At 69.6% G+C, this 18,036-nt stretch carries 17 protein-coding genes and 1 pseudogene; 4 read left to right on the plus strand and 14 right to left on the minus strand.

Translation table 11 applies throughout. The features are described 5' to 3' along the window. Window positions 1-26: 26 nt before the first annotated feature. The 3 genes from AB4079_RS16355 to AB4079_RS16365 all read right to left on the minus strand — a co-directional run bounded on the left by AB4079_RS16355 (window position 27) and on the right by AB4079_RS16365 (window position 3,518). On the minus strand, window positions 27-659 hold the full coding sequence (locus tag AB4079_RS16355; RefSeq protein WP_441788377.1) for a M15 family metallopeptidase: 633 nt from the start codon (window positions 657-659) through the stop codon (window positions 27-29). Window positions 660-768: 109 nt separating this feature from the next. After that, entirely contained in the window at window positions 769-2,469 is a 1,701-nt protein-coding gene (locus tag AB4079_RS16360; RefSeq protein ID WP_441788378.1) for an amidase, read from the minus strand. Beyond that, window positions 2,466-3,518, minus strand: a complete 1,053-nt coding sequence (locus AB4079_RS16365) for an agmatine deiminase family protein (protein ID WP_441788379.1) — start codon at window positions 3,516-3,518, stop codon at window positions 2,466-2,468. The genes AB4079_RS16360 and AB4079_RS16365 overlap by 4 nt, the downstream gene beginning before the upstream one ends. A 79-nt stretch (window positions 3,519-3,597) precedes the next feature. On the opposite strand from AB4079_RS16365, the gene AB4079_RS16370 reads away from it, so the two are divergent. Next, a complete protein-coding gene (locus AB4079_RS16370) occupies window positions 3,598-4,218 on the plus strand; it encodes a TetR/AcrR family transcriptional regulator (protein WP_441788380.1) in 621 nt (206 codons plus the stop codon). Window positions 4,219-4,289: 71 nt separating this feature from the next. Here the strand turns inward: AB4079_RS16370 and AB4079_RS16375 are convergent, their stop codons facing one another. The 5 genes from AB4079_RS16375 to AB4079_RS16395 form a co-directional block, all read right to left on the minus strand. Beyond that, the gene (locus AB4079_RS16375; protein WP_441788381.1) at window positions 4,290-5,342 is read right to left on the minus strand and encodes an alpha/beta fold hydrolase; all 1,053 of its coding nucleotides are present in this window, start codon (window positions 5,340-5,342) and stop codon (window positions 4,290-4,292) included. Beyond that, window positions 5,339-6,238, minus strand: coding sequence for an alpha/beta fold hydrolase (locus AB4079_RS16380; protein WP_441788382.1), 900 nt, complete (start codon window positions 6,236-6,238; stop codon window positions 5,339-5,341). Before AB4079_RS16380 ends, AB4079_RS16375 begins: the two co-directional genes overlap by 4 nt. Continuing rightward, on the minus strand, window positions 6,235-6,981 hold the full coding sequence (locus AB4079_RS16385; RefSeq protein ID WP_441788383.1) for a 3-hydroxybutyrate dehydrogenase: 747 nt from the start codon (window positions 6,979-6,981) through the stop codon (window positions 6,235-6,237). Before AB4079_RS16385 ends, AB4079_RS16380 begins: the two co-directional genes overlap by 4 nt. An 81-nt stretch (window positions 6,982-7,062) precedes the next feature. Then, window positions 7,063-8,043: a Gfo/Idh/MocA family protein gene (locus AB4079_RS16390; RefSeq protein WP_441788384.1), complete on the minus strand. Its 981-nt coding sequence runs from the start codon at window positions 8,041-8,043 to the stop codon at window positions 7,063-7,065. 328 nt (window positions 8,044-8,371) lie between these two features. After that, the gene (locus tag AB4079_RS16395) at window positions 8,372-9,964 is read right to left on the minus strand and encodes an ATP-dependent DNA ligase (RefSeq protein ID WP_441788385.1); all 1,593 of its coding nucleotides are present in this window, start codon (window positions 9,962-9,964) and stop codon (window positions 8,372-8,374) included. A gap of 113 nt (window positions 9,965-10,077) precedes the next feature. On the opposite strand from AB4079_RS16395, the gene AB4079_RS16400 reads away from it, so the two are divergent. Then, the gene (locus tag AB4079_RS16400; RefSeq protein WP_441788386.1) at window positions 10,078-10,659 is read left to right on the plus strand and encodes a TetR family transcriptional regulator; all 582 of its coding nucleotides are present in this window, start codon (window positions 10,078-10,080) and stop codon (window positions 10,657-10,659) included. A gap of 200 nt (window positions 10,660-10,859) precedes the next feature. Here AB4079_RS16400 and AB4079_RS16405 read toward each other — a convergent pair whose 3' ends face one another. The 5 genes and pseudogenes from AB4079_RS16405 to AB4079_RS16425 form a co-directional block, all read right to left on the minus strand. Next, a complete protein-coding gene (locus AB4079_RS16405) occupies window positions 10,860-11,390 on the minus strand; it encodes a putative immunity protein (RefSeq protein WP_441788387.1) in 531 nt (176 codons plus the stop codon). Window positions 11,391-11,479: 89 nt separating this feature from the next. Next, the gene (locus AB4079_RS16410; protein WP_441788388.1) at window positions 11,480-12,694 is read right to left on the minus strand and encodes a GAF domain-containing protein; all 1,215 of its coding nucleotides are present in this window, start codon (window positions 12,692-12,694) and stop codon (window positions 11,480-11,482) included. 195 nt (window positions 12,695-12,889) lie between these two features. Next, complete coding sequence (locus AB4079_RS16415) at window positions 12,890-13,174, minus strand: putative quinol monooxygenase (RefSeq protein WP_441788389.1); 285 nt, start codon at window positions 13,172-13,174, stop codon at window positions 12,890-12,892. Window positions 13,175-13,233: 59 nt separating this feature from the next. Next, window positions 13,234-13,449 (minus strand): annotated as a pseudogene (locus AB4079_RS16420) (DUF1737 domain-containing protein); the annotation flags it as partial. A 22-nt stretch (window positions 13,450-13,471) separates the two neighbouring features. After that, complete coding sequence (locus tag AB4079_RS16425; RefSeq protein WP_441788390.1) at window positions 13,472-13,903, minus strand: MarR family winged helix-turn-helix transcriptional regulator; 432 nt, start codon at window positions 13,901-13,903, stop codon at window positions 13,472-13,474. A gap of 105 nt (window positions 13,904-14,008) precedes the next feature. On the opposite strand from AB4079_RS16425, the gene AB4079_RS16430 reads away from it, so the two are divergent. Together AB4079_RS16430 and AB4079_RS16435 are read left to right on the plus strand one after the other, a co-directional pair. Continuing rightward, the gene (locus AB4079_RS16430; RefSeq protein ID WP_441788391.1) at window positions 14,009-14,887 is read left to right on the plus strand and encodes an alpha/beta fold hydrolase; all 879 of its coding nucleotides are present in this window, start codon (window positions 14,009-14,011) and stop codon (window positions 14,885-14,887) included. Window positions 14,888-14,948: 61 nt separating this feature from the next. Then, window positions 14,949-16,427, plus strand: a complete 1,479-nt coding sequence (locus tag AB4079_RS16435; protein ID WP_441788392.1) for an outer membrane protein assembly factor BamB family protein — start codon at window positions 14,949-14,951, stop codon at window positions 16,425-16,427. A 47-nt stretch (window positions 16,428-16,474) separates the two neighbouring features. Here AB4079_RS16435 and arfA read toward each other — a convergent pair whose 3' ends face one another. Beyond that, window positions 16,475-17,986, minus strand: a complete 1,512-nt coding sequence (gene arfA / locus AB4079_RS16440) for an arabinosylfuranosidase ArfA (RefSeq protein ID WP_441788393.1) — start codon at window positions 17,984-17,986, stop codon at window positions 16,475-16,477. Between the last annotated feature and the right edge of the window lie 50 nt (window positions 17,987-18,036).

Below are 18,036 nucleotides of genomic sequence, written 5' to 3' on the forward strand. Positions count from 1 at the left end.
GGCAGGCCCAGGTCGGCAGGCCCAGCTCAGCCGCGCCCGTCGGGCGACTGCGCCGGGCAGTCGCCGCCGCGACGCGTGCGCAGCTCGAAGTGCCACGCCTCATTCGCGTACACCTGGCAGAGACCCCAGGCGGAGCCGTACCGGTTGAGGTAGTCCATCGCGCCCGCATCCGCGATGTCGACCGCCTCGCCGCGGACGTGGGCCGAGTCGCTTCCGCGCTTCACCCACTTCTCCGCCTCCTCCTCGCTGCCGTAGTCGCGCACCGCCTGGGCGAACAGGTGCTCCTGGTAGCGCTCCGAACGCCAGCCGTCCGCGATCGTGATCGCGGCGCCGCTGCCCTCCTCCCGCATCGCCTGCTGGGCGTCCTGCAGGGCGGAGCGCAGCTTCGGGTCGAGGCGGGTCACGGCCGGGAGGTCGCTGTCGAGTGGCAGGGAGGAGCCGTCGGCGATGTAGCCGTCCTCGTCGGTCAGGCGCACGCCGCCGCCCGGCAGCGACCCGGCCGGCATGGGTCCACCGTGCTGCGAGCCTCCCCCGCTCGCAGGCTTCGCCAGTGCACCGACGGTGCTCGCGGTGCAGCCGGAGAGCGCGACGCTCAGGGCGAGGGATGCGGCGGCGACGGACAGCGCGGCGCCGAGGACGCGCGACTTTGTGGAGTGCATGGTTCCACGCTCGCAGCCGCCCGTGAGCCGACGCATCCGCCGCTGGCCGTATCCGTGTCCCCCGCGCGACGTACCCGCCGTGCGCGTTCGTCGCTGCAGGGTCGGATCGCTACGGCAGGCGCGGCGTGCGCGGCGGCTCCGTGCGCCGCCGACCCGTGGCCTCGAAGGCGGCCGCAAGCGACAGCAGCGACGCGTCGTCGTACGCACGGCCCGCGAAGGTCAGCCCGACCGGCATCCCGATGTCGGCCATGGTGCCGAGTGGGACCGTGACCGTGGGGATGCCGAGGTGACGCGGCACGAGGTTGCCGTTGGCGACCCAGATCCCGTTCCGCCAGCCGACGTCGGCGGAGGCGGGGTTCACATCCATGTCGGCGGGGGCCACGTCGGCGACCGCTGGGAAGATCACGGCGTCGAGGCCGAGTCCGTCCATCCACTCCTCCAGGTCGACGCGGCGCGTCTCCTCCAGCCCGCGCAGCCCATCGGCGAGCTCCGGGATGGCGTCGAGCGTCGTGCCGGGATGCGCGCGCACCCAGGCGGGGTAGCCCGCGATGTCGTCTTCGAAGCCGTCGTAGCGGTCGGGAAGGGCGCCCTCGGGCTGGGGGAAGACCTGCGCGCCGTCGACGTCGGCGAGGGTGTTCAGCGCCGGATCGCCGTTCGCCGCGAGGAAGTCGTCCCAGGCCCACGCGGAGAGGTCGACGATCTCCCGCTGCAGGAATTCCGGCGTCACGAGGCCGCGCGTCCCGATGGTGGGCGTGCCCGGCCGGTCGCCCTCGTAGTTGCTGACCACGGGGAAATCCACCTCGACGACGGTGGCACCCGCCGCCTCGAGGTCGCGCCGCGCCGCCTCCCAGAGCGCGACGACAGACGCCCGCGTCTCGATGCGCTGCCCGGTGGGGCCGCCGATTCCCGGGTGCTCCGCCGTTCCCGCCTCGGGGTCGGCGTTGATGTACATCCGTGGCACGCCGAACCGGCGCCCGGCGAGCGAGCCGCCCTCGGCCAGCCCCGGATAGGACGCCGGCCGCAGCTCCGAGGCCGCGGGAAGCGCCACCCACGGCTGCGCCCGCCAGAAGTCGCCGCGCGTCTCCGGGTCGTCGGCGACGATCACATCCAGCACTTCGAGCAGGTCGGCCATGGTGCGCGTGTGCGGCACCACCACATCCATCGTCGGCACAAGAGGCCAGTTGCCGCGCACCGAAATGATGCCTCGCGACGGCGTGTAGGCGCAGAGAGCGTTGTTGGATGCGGGGGCGCGGCCGGACGACCAGGTCTCCTCGCCCAGCCCGAAAGCGGCGAAGCTGGCCGCCGTCGCGGTGCCGGAGCCGTTGGAGGACCCCGAGGCGAAGGCTGCGGTCAGGTAGTCGCCGTTGTAGGCGGACTCGGCGCGCCCGTAGACGCCGCGCTGCATCCCCCCGGCCGCCATCGGCGGCATGTTCGTCAGCCCGATCAGGATCGCGCCGCCCGCGCGCAACCGCTCGATGGTGAAGGCGTCCCGTTGCGCGACCAGGTGCTCGAACGCCGGTGAGCCCGCTGCCGCCGTCAGCCCGCGGGCCAGGTAGCTGTCCTTCGCGGTGTACGGGATGCCGTCGAGCGGCCCGAGCGTCTCGCCGCGTGCCCGGCGTTCGTCGGAGGCGCGAGCGTCGGCGCGGGCTTCCGGGTTGTGGACCACGACAGCGTTGAGCGTCGGCCCCGAGGTGTCGTAGGCCTCGATTCGTGCCAGGTAGGCGTCGAGGAGTCCCTCGCTCGTCGCGCGGCCGGTCTCCAGCTCCCTGCGCAGGTCGGCGATGGACGCCTCCATAACATCGAACGTCATCGGGCCATCTCCTGAACAGTCGAAAGGGCGGGTTGCTGCTGGGTGATGCAGTGGATGCCTCCGCCGCGTTCGAAGATCGGCCGGGAGTCGATCATGGTCACGCGGCGGCCCGGGTACACGGCCTCCAGGATCTCCGTCGCCTCCGCGTCCGCCCGCTCCTCCCCGAAACCGCAGGCCACGATGCCGTCGTTGACCACGAGGTGGTTGACATAGCTCCAGTCGACGAAACCCTCGTCGTCGCGGAGGGTCGCAGGCGCCGGGAGGTCGACGATGTCCCAGCTGCGGCCCGCGGCGTCCGTCGTCTGCGACAGCAGGGCGTGCAAGTCGCGGGACACGGCGAAGTCCGGGTGCTCGGGGTCGCGCTGGGTGTGCAGCAGCAGGGTGCCGGGGGAGGGGATGGTCGCCACGATGTCGACGTGGCCGTTCGTCCCGAAGTCGTCGTAGTCGCGGGTGAGGCCGCGGGGCAGCCAGATCGCGTGGCTGGTGCCGATGGTGCGGGCGAGCTCCGCCTCCACACGCTCCTTGTCCGCGTACTTGTTGCGGCGCGGGTCGAGCTGCACCGTCTCGGTGAGCAGAACGGTGCCTTCGCCGTCGACGTGGATGCCGCCGCCCTCGTTCACGAGGAGCGAGCTGACCAGCTCGGCGCCGGTCCGAGCGGCGACGAAGCGTGCGATCTCAGCGGACTTCCGCCACTCGGCCCATTCCGGGTCACCCCAGCCGTTGAACGTCCAGTCGACGGCGCCCAGCACACCGGGTCGCTCATCGTCGAGGACGAAGGTCGGGCCGAAGTCGCGCATCCAGAACTCGTCGAGCGGCGCCTCCACCTGCTCGACGTGGCTGCCGAGCATCCGTCGTGCCCGTTCCCGCTCGCTGGGGTCGACCACCATGGTGATCGGCTCGTATTCGGCGACGGCGTGCGCCACCGCAGTCCAGGCGGCGTAGGCCTCTTCCGCCGACGCGGCGTCGTCTCCGAGGGTGATGCCCGCTCGGGGGAAGGCCATCCAGGTGCGCTCGTGGGGAGCGGTCTCGGCGGGCATGCGCCAGGTCATCGTGTCCTCCGTCGGTCGACGATCTCTTGTTGATCAAATGATCAATAGATGACCTGAAGGTACCTATACTGGGCGAACAATGTCAAGAGCATCCCGCCGACCGCCCGAGGAGCGACGCGCCGAACTTGCAACGGCCGCGCGCGACCTGGCGCTGGATGACGGCCTGGCGGCGGTGACCCTCCGGGCGGTTGCCGCCCGAGCCGGCGTCACACCCGCGCTGGTCGCGCACTACAACCCGGCGATGGACGAACTGGTCGCGTCGGCATTCGCGGCCGTCGTCGGCGCCGAGTTGACCGAGGTCCGCATCCTGCTCGCGCGTGCGGACGATGCGACCGGCCGCCTGACCCTGCTGCTCCGCACGCTCCTCGACGGGACCCGCGACGACGTCACCCTGGTCTGGGTGGAGGCGTGGGCTCTCGGCCGTCGCAACGAGGCGCTCGCCGCGGCGGTCCGCGCCCAGATGGATGCCTGGCAGGCGCTCATCCTCGCGATCGTGGAGGAGGGCGTTGCCGACAGTGCCTTCATCACCGATGACCCGGCGCAGACGGCGTGGCAGCTGCTCGGGATGATCGACGGACTGAACGCGCAGGCCCTCGTGCGCTGGGGTGCCGCCGGCGACCGCGCCCCGGTCCTGGCCCGCGCGGTCGAGGGCATGCTCGGCGTCGCCCGTGGCACCTTCGGCTCGGCCCGACACGTGTAAGCCGCGAGCCGTGATTCGTTGCTGCTATCGCCGCCGAGTTGCGACATCTTGTCGCCATTGGGCGGCCGCCGTCAGGTGATCCAGGCGAGCAGTTCGGCGCAGAACTCGTCCGGCTTCTCGATGTGCGCCGAGTGCCCGCAGTTCTCGAACACGACCTCCCTGATGCGGCCGCCGGCGGAGGCGTAGCGCTCGAGCACCGCGCGGGTCTGCGCGAGCATCGGCTGCGGCGGGGCGACCTCCTCGCCCGGCCAGCCGGGGATGACGCCCGCTGCGCCCAGCTGGTTGAGGTCGAAGAAGGAGGCGTCGCCGACGATCGCATCCACATCCCCGTGGATCCACAGGATCGGCGGCTTGGCGGCCGCCTCCACGATGCCGGAGGTGTCGAAATACGTCGGGGCCATCGTGTTCAGGACGCCGCGGGTTCCCGGCCCGAAACCGGGCCAGTGCTCGGACGCGGAGGCGTCGCCCGGGTAGTTGTCCGGCCCCGTCGCCGTCGACAGCATCGACTCCACCCACAGGTCTTCGTACTCGGAGACAAACCCCGGCGCCACGTACGACGAGCGGTAGACCGCGCGCGGCGAGGTCGGCGACTCCTCTCCGGTGTCGCCCGCCTGCAGTCGCGCCACGAAGTCCGGGTTCGCGCCCCCGCCCCCGGTGCCGGATGCCTCCGGGTTGAGCAGCGAGCCGTCGGGCGCCGTCCCACCGAAGCCGTACGGCGAGACGGGCGACACGAGGGTGAGGCTGGCGACGAGGTCGGGCCGGTCGAGTTGCAGCTGCATCACCACGCCGCCGCCCATACTCCACCCGACGATGTGGACGGCGCCCAGGCCGAGCGCGTCGGCGACCGACGCGACGTCGTCGGAGAAGTCGCGGACGCCGCGGGTCGCATCCACCGGCAGGGTCTCGCTGTCGCCGAAGCCGCGCAGGTCGACCGCGAGTGCGCGCACTCCGGCCGGGAGGGACAGCATCAGCGGCTGCCAGAACAGCGACGACGACACGTTGCCGTGCACGAACAGCACGGTCTGGAGCGGGTCGCCGTCGGCCGGCCGCTCGAGGATGTTGGCGGTGTAGCGGTCGGTGCGGACGGCGCGGGCGTCGATGCCGGGCAGCAGCGTTCCGGTCATGCGGGGGTCTCCTTCGGGTCGGAATGGGTGGTGTGATCGAGCAGCGGCAGCACCTGGCGCACTCCCGCATCCGTCATGACGATCGTGTAATGGTTGACGTCGTCGGCTTCGTGGATGCGCATCCCGGGCATCCTCTGGCGCCAGTCGTCGATCACGGCGGGGTCGTAGAGCGGGGGGCCGTCGAGCAGCCCGCGGGGAGCCCGGATGACGTCGATCGGCAGGTCGAGGGCGGCGAGGGCCTCCGCGTAGCCGACGGAGCCGTCGAGTTCGAGCGCGTTCACGGAGACGGCCTCCGGGTCCGCGCTGGAGCGCAGCTGCGGCGGCTCGCCGACCAGGTCGTAGGCGACGTAGTCCGCGATCTCGGGGTTCCACCACGGTCCGATCGCGGGATGTGCGCGCCAGAACTGCTCGTACTCCTCGGCCGACGCGAACCTCATCCGCAGCCGCGCGAGCGCCGGCCCGAGCACCATCGCCGGGACGTCCTCCGGAGCCACGCCGGGGGGAGTCGGGATGGGCAGACCGCCGTCGATGAGAACCAGGCGCTGCACACGATCGGGGTGCCGCTCGGCGAGGCGGACCGCGACGAAACCGCCCATCGAGTGGCCGGCGACGACGGCCCGGTCGACTCCCGCCGCGTCCAGCACGCGGGCCAGGTCGTCGGCGTGCTGCTGCAGCTCGAAAGGCGCCGGGAGGCCGGAGCTGCGGCCACGGCCGCGCAGGTCGGGCGCGATCACACGCGTCTCGGGCAGTGCCTCGGCGACCAGACGCCACGCGCGGTGGCTGGCCGTGATGCCGTGGACCGCGAGCAGCGGCGTGCCCGCAGCGTCCGGGTTCCACACCCCGACGGCCAGCTCACCCCCGTCGACGGGCGCAGCCAGCGTGCTGTAGGCCGTCACCGGGCGCTCCAGCCGCCGTCCATCGTGTAGCTCGCGCCGGTCACCATCCCGGCGTTCTCGCCCGCCAGCCACAGGGCGAGGCTGCCCACCTCCGCCGGCTCGACCAGCCGTTTGATCGCCGCCTCGGTCAGCATGACCTTCTCGACCACCTCATCCTCCGGGATGCCGTGCAGGCGAGCCTGGTCGGCGATCTGCTTCTCGACGAGCGGCGTCCGGACGTAGCCGGGGTTGATGCAGTTCGAGGTGACGCCGTGCGGGCCGCCCTCCAGTGCCGTGGTCTTGGAGAGCCCTTCCAGCGCGTGCTTGGCGGTCACGTACGCCGACTTGAACTCGGAGGCGCGGAGTCCGTGGACGCTGGAGATGTTGATGACGCGGCCGAACCCGCGGTCGTACATCCCGGGCAGCGCGGCGCGGATGAGGAGGAACGGCGCCTCCACCATGATCCGCAGCATGAGCGCGAAGGTCTCCGGCTCGAACTCGGGGAGGGGACGGACGTGCTGGATGCCGGCGTTGTTGACGAGGATGTCGGTCTCCACCGACACGTCCGCCAGGGCGGCGGTGTCGGACAGGTCGACCTCCCACGCCTCGCCGCCGATCCGCTGCGCCACGTCGCGCGCCGCGTCGCCGTTGAGGTCGGCGATGGTCACGCGCGCTCCCGCGGCGGCGAACGCCTCAGCGCACGCCAGCCCGATTCCGCTCGCGCCTCCCGTGACGAGGGCCCGCCTGCCGGAGAGATCGGTCATCGTGGATGCTCCTTCGCGCCGGGCCAGTGGCCCTCGCCGCACTCTAACTCTGGGCGCGTGGCACGCGGAAGGGCTTCGGGGTCATTCGTATTCGAGACCGATGCGCTCGCGGATGGTGTCGAGGGTGCCCATGATGGCGACGGACTGCGAGAGCGGCAGCCGCGCATCCTCTCCGCCTCCCGCCGCGATGAGCCGCTCGATCGCGCGCGCCTGGTACTGCATCCCCCGCCCGTCGATGCGCGACTCGTACGTCTCGATGACGTGGCCCTTCGAGTCGACCACCCGGAAGCTGGTGGGCGCGAAGAAGGTGGCGTCCAGCTCGACGCGCGCGTCCGTCCCGACGACGATGGCACTGTTGTCGCCGGCGGCGTCGAGCTCGGTCGTCAGGGCGGCCTGGGCGCCGCTCTCGTAGCCGAGCAGGATCGAGGTCTGCCGGTCCACACCTGTCGCCGTCGGCGTGGAGAGGGCGAGGACTTCGCTCGGGGCGCCGAGCACATCCCAGGCGAACGACACCGGGTAGATGCCGAGGTCGAGCAGCGCGCCACCGCCCAGGGACCGGTTCAGCATGCGGCCCTCCGGGTCCGGGCTGACCCGTTGGGCGTGATGGGCGACGACCGAGCGCAGCTCGCCGAGCGTACCGTCGCTGATGATCTCCTGCAGCCGCTCGATGTGGGGCAGCCAGCGGGTCCACATGGCCTCCAGCGCCACCAGGCCGCCGGCCTCTGCGGCGTCGGCGACCTGCTGCGCCTCCCGGCGATTCATCGTGAACGGCTTCTCGACCAGCACGTGCTTGCCCGCTGCCAGCGCGAGCAGGGCATTCGGGGCGTGCTGCGGGTGCGGCGTCGCGATGTAGGCGATGTCGACGTCCGGATCGGCCACAAGGTCTTCGTAGCTGCCGTGCGAGCGCTGGATGGCGTTGGCCGCGGCGAACCGTACTGCAGACTCGCTCGAGCGGGAGCCGACCGCGGCGACGGTGTGCCCGTCCAGCTGCAGGTCGCGGGTCATGGCGGCCGCGATGCCACCCGTTCCGAGGATGCCCCAGCCGGGGGTCGAGGTCGTCATGCGGTCATCGTACCCAGGGGCGCGCGAGTGCCCGGCCGTCTGCCCCCGGCTGTCGGTTGCCGGCTGTCGGAAACGGAGGAGTGCTGGGCCAACAGCGCCGCAAAGTCCTCCGTTTCCCCGCATTTGGTCCTCTCTGCCCGGGAACTCCTCCGTTCTCGCCCAGGGCGGCCGGCGCCTGAGGGGAAGGATAGAGACGCCGTGGCCCGAGGTGCCGCGGGGGAAGGGGAGGAACTTCCCCCGCCACGCCGCGGGGTCGCAGGAAAGGGAGGCATCCGGGACCTTCCGACGTCTCGCGTCCTCCGTCGCCCCCGGCCGGGCCAGGCCGTGGCTATTCGCGCAGCAGGGACCGCAGCGTCGCGATGGTGTCGGCCTCGCCCGCGTCCTTGTCGTCGCGGTAGCGCTTCACGCGGGCGAACCGGAGCGCGATCCCACCCGGGTATCGGCTGGAACGCTGCACGCCGTCGATCGCGATCTCGACCACCGTCGTCGGCGCCACCCACACCGTCCCGGCCGTCCGTCGCACCTCGATCTCCTGGAAGTGCTCGGTCTGCCAGGCCAGCAGTTTGTCGGTGAGTCCCTTGAACGTCTTGCCCACCATGACGAAACCGCCCGGCTCGCCGAATGCTCCCTCGGGGTCGCGGGCGCCCAGGTGGATGTTCGACAGCAGCCCCTGACGCCGGCCCGACCCCCACTCCACGGCCAGCACGACCAGGTCGTACGTGTGGACGGGCTTCACCTTGATCCAGCTGGACCCGCGGCGACCCGCCGCGTAGGGCGAGTCGATCGCCTTGACGACCACGCCCTCCTGGCCGGCCGCCAGTGCGTCCCGCGAGACGCGCTCCGCGACGATCGGGTCGTCGGTGACATCGCCCGGGATGCGGTGCTCGCCGGCCACCCGCTCCAGTTCGGCCAGGCGGACGCTCAACGGTTCGTCGAGCAGGTCGCGCCCATCCACATGCAGCACGTCGAAGAACCAGGGATGCAGCACGGACTCCCTGGCGGCCTCGGTAACCTCAGTCGCAGGCTCCTTCGGCGCTGGGGTCGCGGCGTCGCTCCGCGCCGCCTCTGAGCTCCACCGCGCAAAGCGCGACATCGTTTCCTGGAACGGCCGCGGCGCGCCCTCCTCATCCAGGGAGAGGGTCTCGCCGTCGAGGATCACATCCCGCACCGGCAGTCGTCGCACCACCTCGACCACCTCTGGCAGCCGATGCGTGATGTCGGCGAGGTTGCGGGTGAAGACGCGCACCTCGTCGCCGTGCCGGTGCACCTGGATGCGCGCGCCGTCGAGCTTGTACTCGACCGACGCCGTCCCCGTCGTCGCGAGCGCCTCCGTGGGGCTGGCAGCGGACGCCGCGAGCATCGGCAGCACGGGCCGTCCGACCACCAGGCCGACCGCATCCAGCTCGTCGACGCTGCCGGTCAGCGCCAGGCGGGCCGTCTCGCCGAGGTCGCCGGACAGCATCGCGGCGCGGCGGACGGTGTCACCGTTGCGCCCGGATGCGCGGGCGATCGCGTCCATCAGCACGCCCTCGAGTGCACCCGTGCGCATCTCGCCCAGGAGGACGCGGGCGACGAAGTCCTGCTCACGTACGGTCGCCCGTTCGGTGAACGAGCGCAGTTCGCGGTTGCGCTCGCCGGCGGAGCCGGCGCCCGAGAGGGCGGCGAGCCGATCGAGGAGCGCATCCAGGTCGTCCACGGTCAGCGTCGCCTCGGCGGCGGGATCCCCGATCGCCCCGCTCAGGCCTCGCCAGCCGACGCCGACCCTGCCCTGCCGGGCCTTGCCGACGAGGAAGCCGACCGCCGGCGCGATCTCCTCCGGGTCGAGGCGACCGAGCAGCGCGGCAAGCGCATCCACCTTCGCCAGGCGGGACCGGGTGGAGGCGACGGTCTCGGCCGTCGTCACGAGCGTGTCGAGGAGCACACGCCCATCCAACCACCGGCCCCCGACGTCGCGGTCTCCCCTTCTCATCCCGCCGCCGCACGCGCGCTATCGTCATCTCATCCACACCACTTCGGGAGACGGGCGACGCGCACATGGCGAGACAGGAACGCGCCGAGCGCACGCGGTTCGCCATTCTGGACGCCGCGGCGGCGGAGTTCGACGAGCATGGCTACGAGGGCGCCCGGCTGGAGCGGATCGTGGAGCGGACGGGCGCGACTAAGGGGGCCGTGTACTTCCACTTCCGGTCCAAGCTCGACATCGCGCAGGCCCTCGTCGCCGACAAGTACGCCAACTGGCCGGTGATCATCGGTGGGGTCGCCGAGTCGGGGTTGCGCGGGCTGGCCGCGGCCGAGGAACTGACGCAGCGGGTGGCGGCGGTGTTCGTCGGGGAGGTCCGGGTCCGCGCGGCGATGAAGCTCACCCAGACGGTGTTCCCGCCGGCGCCGGAGGAGAATCCGTACGACCGCTGGGTGGGCATCATCGGTGGCCTGCTGCAGGAGGAGATCGACGACCGGGGTCTGACCGGAGTGGATGCCGACGCGATCGCGCGCGTCGCCGTCCACGGTTTCTTCGGCGCCTACATGATCGCGGACGAGGTCGGAACACTGGAGGGCCTGCCGACTGATGTCGCTCGGCTCTGGGACGCTCTGCGACCGGCTCTCACGTCCGTCTGACGTCCGCTTGATGTCCACTTGCGAGCAAACCGGTAAGTCCGTATGTTTTAAGCGGGGATACGGGTCGGCACCCGAAGCCGCCATCCGGGGGGAGTGCGCCCCGTCTCATCACTGAGTCGGGGCGCGCCCGGATCCCGTCGACTCTCCGGCCGACAGCGCCACTCGACCGCCGTGGTTCCCGGAGCACCAACCCCGACGACTCACGGAGCTTTGTTGAGAGCCGACTGGAGGGTCCGGATGTTCTCCCCGAGAGCACCCGAGGCGAGGAGCCCGGAACCGAGTGGGCCCGACGAGTCCGCGCCGAGCATCGGTAACTGTCGGAGGGCGGCTCTCACCGGCTGGCTCATGTTCTCGACCTGCCACGCGATCTCCTGGACACCGGCCCCCGGTGCAGCCAGTTCAGCCGCTCGAGCAGCGTACGCGGCGGCGCCGAGGGCGTGCGCTCCCATGTGGGCGACGCCAGACGCTTGCCCGGCCGCCCGGGCCGCCGCTTTCCCCGCTGGGGACGTGGCGGATCGGGCAGCGCGGCCGGCGACGAAGCGGCGTCGGATCTCGCCCGCCGCTTGGAGTTCCCCGCGGGCGAAGGCTCGGGCGCGGGCGATCCCGTCCCGAGCCCGGTGATCGTCTGGAGCTTCTTGCTCGAACAGGACCAGGACGCGCTCGGCGCAGTCCGCGGCCCACGCGGCGACGACACGGCGGTCGCTTTCGCTCAGTGTCTGCGGGGAGAGCATGGTTGCACCTTCGCACACCAGCGCGGAAAGACGTCGGGTAGCGGATCCCTCTAAGCACTGTGCGGGCGATGGCGGTCTGGATACCGGCCTCACGATGACGGAGTGGTCTGACGCAGTTCGTTCTGCACCATGAGCGCAAACTGCCGCAAAACTGCCGGGTGATAGTCGGGTGACGGGATGCGGGGTTCCGAATCGAACACACTGAGCGTTCCAACCCGTACCCCGTCCTGATCTTCGATCGGGAATCCAGCCCAAAACCGCACCCAGGGTTCGCCTGTCACCTGGGCAAGGTTTCGAAATCGGGCGTCGGCTCGAGCGTCTGGGATCATGACTGCTCCGCGCTCGGTGATGGTGGCCTCGGTGAATGAGTCTTTCAAGGCGATGCTCGGGAGGAGGGTGCCGATCGAGGACTTGTACCAAAGTCTGTCGCGATCGATGAAGGCGAGCGCCGCGCCGGACGCGTCGAAAAGCATTCTGGCTTGGTCAACGATCCGGTCGAACCGGGTTTCCGGAGGGGTGTGAAGGATACCTAGTCTCTGGACACTAGCTTCCCGTTCCGGCTCCGATTTGGCGGCATCATGCAGCACATAGGTGCCCGAGGTGCGGGAAAGGTCCAAGAGCGGCGCCGTATGCTCGGCGATCTCCAGCGCCCACATTCGGTAATTCTCAACGGCACGACCGGTTCCATCGGGGTTGCTCAGAGCCGGGGAGAGCCCAACGAACGTGGTGTGCCTCATGCCGGCGCACAGTTCCGCGCTCGCACGGTTGCACCGCTTCGAGTGCCGATCGCCCATCAATCCCAGCAGCGTGCCGTATGTACCGATGGACCGCAACGAGGGGATCCCGGCGACAACGACGTCGAAGGAGCCGGCATCGAGCAGCTGATCCAGTAGCTCTCTCAGATGTTGCCGCCAGCCGCTTACCGACGCAAGCTCCAGCGACTCCGTCGTTCCCAACACCACGATCACAGCGTCATACCGTTCCAGAACGATCGACTTCAGGCGTGGCAGAGCGTTCTGAGCGGTAAGGGACGCATCGGCGACGACATCGACGTCTGTTCCCCGTCGCGTGCGAGCGCTCAAAGCGCGGGCAAGATGCCCGGCTAGGGCCAGGTCTTGGCTGAGCACACCAAAGCCGACGGCGACTCCGGAACCGAATATGAGCACCCGGTCGCTATCAGCCCCGGCCGCGTGCACAGACCACCCATTGGTCGGCATCGGGCCCCACTTGTGACTGGAGCGAACATTGCGGCGCCACGCTCGCATGAACGGGGCGATAACCGCCCGCTCAACGAAAGCAATCATGCAATCCACCGCCTCATCTGCCCGAAACAGCCGAGTCCATGCATCATACGATCGCGTGGATGCATCGGTTTAGACGTCAGGTTGCCTGGGGCGACCAGGTGCCGCGTAGGAACGGCCCTTGGAAGCTGCCGACTAGGGGTTCGGTTGCGGTGATTCGCACTGAGGGGTCGGTCGCCGCCCCAGGCTTCGGATCCTTCAGCGCGACAGGCCTTCAATCGAGTAGCGGCGCTCGATATTCGCGGTTGCTCGCCCCCACTCGCTGTCGGCGGCCCGTTTCTGGTGAAGCTCAAACACCTGCACGCTCGCGAAACGCTCTTCAACCGTCCAGATCATGGGGTCAGCGGTTGGAGCCACATCAAAGAAGAGGCAGCCGGGCTCAGCCCGGGTCAACTCGACATGCTGTGGCAGATGACGGGCGACGATCTTCGCTTCGTCCGCGGTCTTGCAAACGAGCTGGCCGGTGAGTCGGACGGGATTCATCCACCCAACGATACGGGCGATCCCATCACGCCAGTGCGTCAGCTGCCAGAGGCCGATTCCGCCGCCGGAAGCACAAGCGCCTGCGCAACTATCACGCTCTCCCCGTTGAACGTGGCAGCGGGAGAACCGTAAAGCACATACCCTTCCTTCAGTGCGGAGGACACACGGCGACAGAACTCGGCATCGTCGGGACCGGTCAACAATCGATACGGTAAGCGCTCTGACTCAGACACACCCTGACTGTATTCCCCGAGCGGGCTGGCGTGCCCTTCCATCGGTGCTCGGTGATGCACCGGTCTAGAGCCGGTCGGTCTCGAGGAGGCGCTGTAGGGCATTTTGCAGATCGGCGATGCGGTCATGGCCGACGAGGGATTCCCACTCGGCCCGGAGTTCGTCGAACACCGCCTCGCCCTCACGCATGAGCGAATACCCGCGATCGGTCACGGTCAGGCGCGCTCGCCGGGCATCGTCCGGATCAGGGCTGCGGAGGACGTAACCACCGCTTTCCAGAAAAGCGACTGTCTTCGCGGCGGCTTGCTTGGAGACGGAGGTGCGCCGCCCCACTTCGGAGACCGACTCGGCTCCTGCCTCGATAGCGCCCAACGCGAAGTCGTGGGCGGGCCGGACGCCGGCATGCCCACGCGCGGCAAGTCGGATCGTCGCCTCCTCGGCCATGAATCGGAACCCAGCAAGCAGAAGCAACGCGAGGTCGGCACCGCTTCGAGACATGGATCGATTGTAGCGGCGCCGAACAATTCGACAACCTGGTTGTTTACTTTGGCAGGTTATGACAACCTGGTTGTCTTAGTCCTTGACACGTGCCGGGAGGCGCTCATGATTCCTGAACACGCAACCATTGCCGGGGCCCGGCACGGAACCGCAACGGTGAACGACACGCGATTGCATTACGTCACCGCTGGAGACCACGGCGCCCCGGTGCTCCTGGTGCACGGATTCCCCGAGACGTGGTGGGCGTTCCGCACGCTCATCCCACTCCTCGCTGCACGGCACCGGGTCTACGCTGTGGACCTGCGCGGCTCCGGTGACTCCGACATAGCCGATGAGAACCACACCTCTGCGGTCGCGGCCGCCGATCTTCACGAGCTGATCGTGCACTTGGCCATCGGACCAATGCATGTCGTCGGGCAAGACGTCAGCGGCGGGGTGGTTTACCGACTTGCCGCCGGCCACCCTGAAGACGTCATCAGTCTTACCGCGATCGAAGCGGGCCTGGCAGGCTTCGGCGCTGAGGCACTCGCCGATGTCACACAAGGCGGCGTCTGGTACATCGGCGCCCTGGCAACCCCCGGCATCGCCGCCCTTCTGTTCGAGAAACAAGCCCGCGCTTTCATCGGGGACTACCTGTATCCGCTCTATGGTGTTCCCCGTTCGGCAACCACCGCGGAGGACGTCACAGAGTTCGCCCGCACCTACGGGCGGCCCGGCGGATTCTCGGGCGCGGCGGGCCTCTATCGAAGCATGCTCACCGAAGGTCGAGAGTTGCGCGCCCTCGCACTGAAGGGACCGTTGCGGGCACCCGTGACAACCATTGGCTCCCGCGGCGGCGGGTTCACCCACGCGGCATTCCACGCGGCCGCTCTTCAGGAAGTAACGGACATCCGCCTAGCCGAGGTTGGACACTACGTTGCGCAGGAAGCTCCCCGACTACTGGCGAAGACCCTCATTGAAACGTTCGCCACCAACACCCCATGATCTGAAATTGCCGGGGACTCCTCCACGAGACGGGAGCCCGGACGAGGCATACGCTGACGCCATGATCGCCAGAGCACGCACACCCGGAGGCCGTCGTCCGGCCCGCGTGTGCGTGATTGCGGCAGCGGTGGTCGCTCTAACGCTCTCGGGATGTGCGCCATCGCCGCCGAACACTTCGACCGGCACGCGAGTCACCAGCGACTCCGCCCGTCCGACGCCGACCGGAACGCAGACCCCAGTGGGCGTCGCGATCCCCGGGGTGAATGCGTGGCCCGGCTACCACGCCGACCCCTCCCGGACCGGCGCCGTTGTCGCCGGGGCACCGCTCGCGTCCCTGTCCCCCGCGTGGTCGGCGGACCTCGGCGGAGAGGTGTTCGGGCAGCCCGTCGTCGCGGGCGGCCGCGTGATCGCGGCGACCGAGAGCAACCGGGTGGTCGCGCTCGACCCGGCCAGCGGAGCTGTCGTCTGGTCCCACTCCCTTGGTACGCCGCTGACGAGGGTCGGCTTTGTGGCGGGCTGCGGGAATATCGATCCCCTGGGCATCACGAGCACGCCGGTCGTCGACACGGCCACCGGGACCGTGTTCGTCGTCGGCGAGGTGAGCACCGGGGGAGGGACGGTGCACCACCAACTCGAGGGAGTCAGCATCGCCACCGGCCAGGTGGTGCTGTCCGAGGCGGTGGACCCTCCGCTGCCGTCAGGGGAAGACCCGGTCCACCTGCTCCAACGCGCCTCCCTCGCGCTCGCGAACGGTCGCGTTTACATCGGCTACGGCGGAAACGACGGTGACTGCGGGGATTATCACGGCTGGGTGGTCGCGGTGAACGAGTCCGGCACGCCCGACCCGGTCGCCTTCGAAGCGGCGGCAGACGGACACGGTGGCGCCGTCTGGCAGGGAGGGGGCGCGCCGGCCATCGACGCGGCGGGCAACCTGTACATCTCGACGGGCAACGCCAACCCGGGTCCGCCCTCCGGCGGACCCGACCCACTGCAGTACACCGAGAGCCTGGTGAAACTGTCCTCCACCCTGAAGCCGCTCGCGGCGTTCAAGGACCGCACAGCCGGCGGCGACGACGATCTGGGCACCGGAAACCCCGTGCTCCTTCCCAGTGGCGAGGTCTTCGTCGTCGGCAAGACCGACATCGGCTACGTCCTCCGCCAGTCGGATCTCTCGGTCGTGTCGGCCATCCACGGCATCTGCGGGAGCGACCCGGACGGCGGCCCGGCCTTCGACCCGTCCACGAACCGCCTGTTCGTCCCCTGCCAGGGAGGCGGCATCCAAACCGTCGACCTCATCAGCGATCGGACCGGCGCGCGCCTGCCCGGCGCGAACGGCGCACCGATCGTCGTCGGAGGAACCGTCTGGGCCGCCCAGTACCCGGCCGGTACGCTCAGCCAGTTCAACGCCTCCACCGGCGCGCTGCTACAGCGCCTCCCGGTCGGCGACACCGTCCCGCACTTCGCGAGCCCGAGCATCGCCCTCGGGCTGGTGCTGCTCGGGACGGACAGCGGTGTCGCGGCCTTCCACGGCGCCGGGTGACCGCGTCGGCCGAGCTGCCCGGCCCGGCCGAAGCGGGCCCCCGAAGCTCAGCCCAGTTCCAGTGCCGTCCACGAGACCGGAGGGACGGTGACCGTGACATTCGACCCCGATGTGACCACGCTCGCATTGTCCGAGAGCCCGACGCGGTTCTGGTCGTCCAGGGTGTTCTTCGCCGAGAAGTCGTCGTCGGCGAGGGTCTGCACGGACAGCACGGACACCCCGTCGAGCGCGGTCATGTCGATCGTGACCGTCGCCTCCTCGGTCTGGCTTCGGTTGACCAGGAACACCGACGTGCGGCCCGTCGTCTCGTCGTGCGTGGCCACAGCATCCACCAGCGGCACCTCGCCGTAGACCTCGGTGCTGTACGTGTCGCTGGTCAGCTTGGTCTCGAGGGTGGAGCCCTTCGCGAGCCGCGACGTGACCGCGAACGGGAAGAACGTCGTCTGGCGCCAGGCCGGACCGCCCGGCTCCGTCATGATCGGGGCGATCACGTTCACCAACTGCGCCAGCGAAGCGCTCGTCACGCGGTCGGCGTGCTTCAGCAGCGAAATGAGCAGGTTGCCGAAGACCACTGCGTCGGCGACCGAGTACGCGTCCTCCAGCAGGCGCGGGGCGACGGGCCAGTTGTCGAGGCCCTCGATCTTGTCCACGTTCTGGTACCGGTCGATGTACCAGACGTTCCACTCGTCGAAGGAGATGTTGATCGTCTTGTCGCTGCCCTTCACCGCCTTGACGTGGTCGATGCTGGCGACGACGGACTCGATGAAGTGGTCCATGTCGACGGCGGAGGCGAGGAAGCTCCCGAGGTCGCCGTTCTTCTCCTCGTAGTAGGCGTGGCAGGAGATGTAGTCGACGTCCTCGTAGGTGTGGCTGAGGACGACGCGCTCCCACTCCCCGAACGTCGGCATATGGGCGCTGGACGACCCGCAGACGACCAACTCGATCGACGGGTCCAGCTGGCGCATCCCCTTGGCGGTCTGCGAAGCGAGCTTGCCGTAGTCGTCGGCGGAACGGTGACCGAGCTGCCACGGCCCGTCCATCTCGTTGCCGAGGCACCACATCGAGACGCCGAACGCGTCCGTGCGGCCGTTCGCGACGCGCTGGTCGCTGAGGGTGCTGCCGGAGGCGAGGTTCGTGTACTCGAGCAGGTCGATCGCCTCGAGCGTGCCGCGGGTGCCGAGGTTGACCGCGAGCATCAACTCGCTGCCGACCTTGTCGAGCCACGACGCGAACTCGTGCAGCCCGACTTCGTTCGTCTCGGTGGAGTGCCACGCCAGGTCGAGGCGACGCGGGCGACTCTCCCGCGGGCCCACGCTGTCCTCCCAGCGGAAGCCGGAGACGAAGTTGCCGCCCGGGTAGCGGATCGTGGAGACGCCAAGCTCTTTCACCAGTTCGATCACATCGCCGCGGAAGCCCTCGGCGTCGGCGGTCGGGTGCCCGGGCTCGTAGAGCCCGTCGTACACGCACCGGCCGAGGTGCTCGACGAACGAGCCGAAGAGTCGTGGGTTGATGGGGCCGACGGTGAAAAAGGGATCGATCGTGAGGTGTGCGGAGACCATGTTCTACTTTCGTGATTCGAGATGTGCGGCTCAGTCGAGGAGGGCGCAGG

Origin of the sequence: Leifsonia sp. 2MCAF36 (assembly GCF_052115525.1) — a bacterium.
Taxonomy (GTDB): Bacteria; Actinomycetota; Actinomycetes; order Actinomycetales; family Microbacteriaceae; genus Leifsonia.

Excerpts from the sequence above, each read along its gene's own strand:
- AB4079_RS16355 (WP_441788377.1), bottom strand. The coding sequence starts at position 659 with ATGCACTCCACAAAGTCGCGCGTCCTCGGCGCCGCGCTGTCCGTCGCC.
- AB4079_RS16360 (WP_441788378.1), bottom strand. The coding sequence starts at position 2,469 with ATGACGTTCGATGTTATGGAGGCGTCCATCGCCGACCTGCGCAGGGAG.
- AB4079_RS16365 (WP_441788379.1), bottom strand. The coding sequence starts at position 3,518 with ATGACCTGGCGCATGCCCGCCGAGACCGCTCCCCACGAGCGCACCTGG.
- AB4079_RS16370 (WP_441788380.1), top strand. The coding sequence starts at position 3,598 with ATGTCAAGAGCATCCCGCCGACCGCCCGAGGAGCGACGCGCCGAACTT.
- AB4079_RS16375 (WP_441788381.1), bottom strand. The coding sequence starts at position 5,342 with ATGACCGGAACGCTGCTGCCCGGCATCGACGCCCGCGCCGTCCGCACC.
- AB4079_RS16385 (WP_441788383.1), bottom strand. The coding sequence starts at position 6,981 with ATGACCGATCTCTCCGGCAGGCGGGCCCTCGTCACGGGAGGCGCGAGC.
- AB4079_RS16390 (WP_441788384.1), bottom strand. The coding sequence starts at position 8,043 with ATGACGACCTCGACCCCCGGCTGGGGCATCCTCGGAACGGGTGGCATC.
- AB4079_RS16400 (WP_441788386.1), top strand. The coding sequence starts at position 10,078 with ATGGCGAGACAGGAACGCGCCGAGCGCACGCGGTTCGCCATTCTGGAC.
- AB4079_RS16405 (WP_441788387.1), bottom strand. The coding sequence starts at position 11,390 with ATGCTCTCCCCGCAGACACTGAGCGAAAGCGACCGCCGTGTCGTCGCC.
- AB4079_RS16410 (WP_441788388.1), bottom strand. The coding sequence starts at position 12,694 with ATGATTGCTTTCGTTGAGCGGGCGGTTATCGCCCCGTTCATGCGAGCG.
- AB4079_RS16415 (WP_441788389.1), bottom strand. The coding sequence starts at position 13,174 with ATGAATCCCGTCCGACTCACCGGCCAGCTCGTTTGCAAGACCGCGGAC.
- AB4079_RS16425 (WP_441788390.1), bottom strand. The coding sequence starts at position 13,903 with ATGTCTCGAAGCGGTGCCGACCTCGCGTTGCTTCTGCTTGCTGGGTTC.
- AB4079_RS16430 (WP_441788391.1), top strand. The coding sequence starts at position 14,009 with ATGATTCCTGAACACGCAACCATTGCCGGGGCCCGGCACGGAACCGCA.
- AB4079_RS16435 (WP_441788392.1), top strand. The coding sequence starts at position 14,949 with ATGATCGCCAGAGCACGCACACCCGGAGGCCGTCGTCCGGCCCGCGTG.
- arfA (WP_441788393.1), bottom strand. The coding sequence starts at position 17,986 with ATGGTCTCCGCACACCTCACGATCGATCCCTTTTTCACCGTCGGCCCC.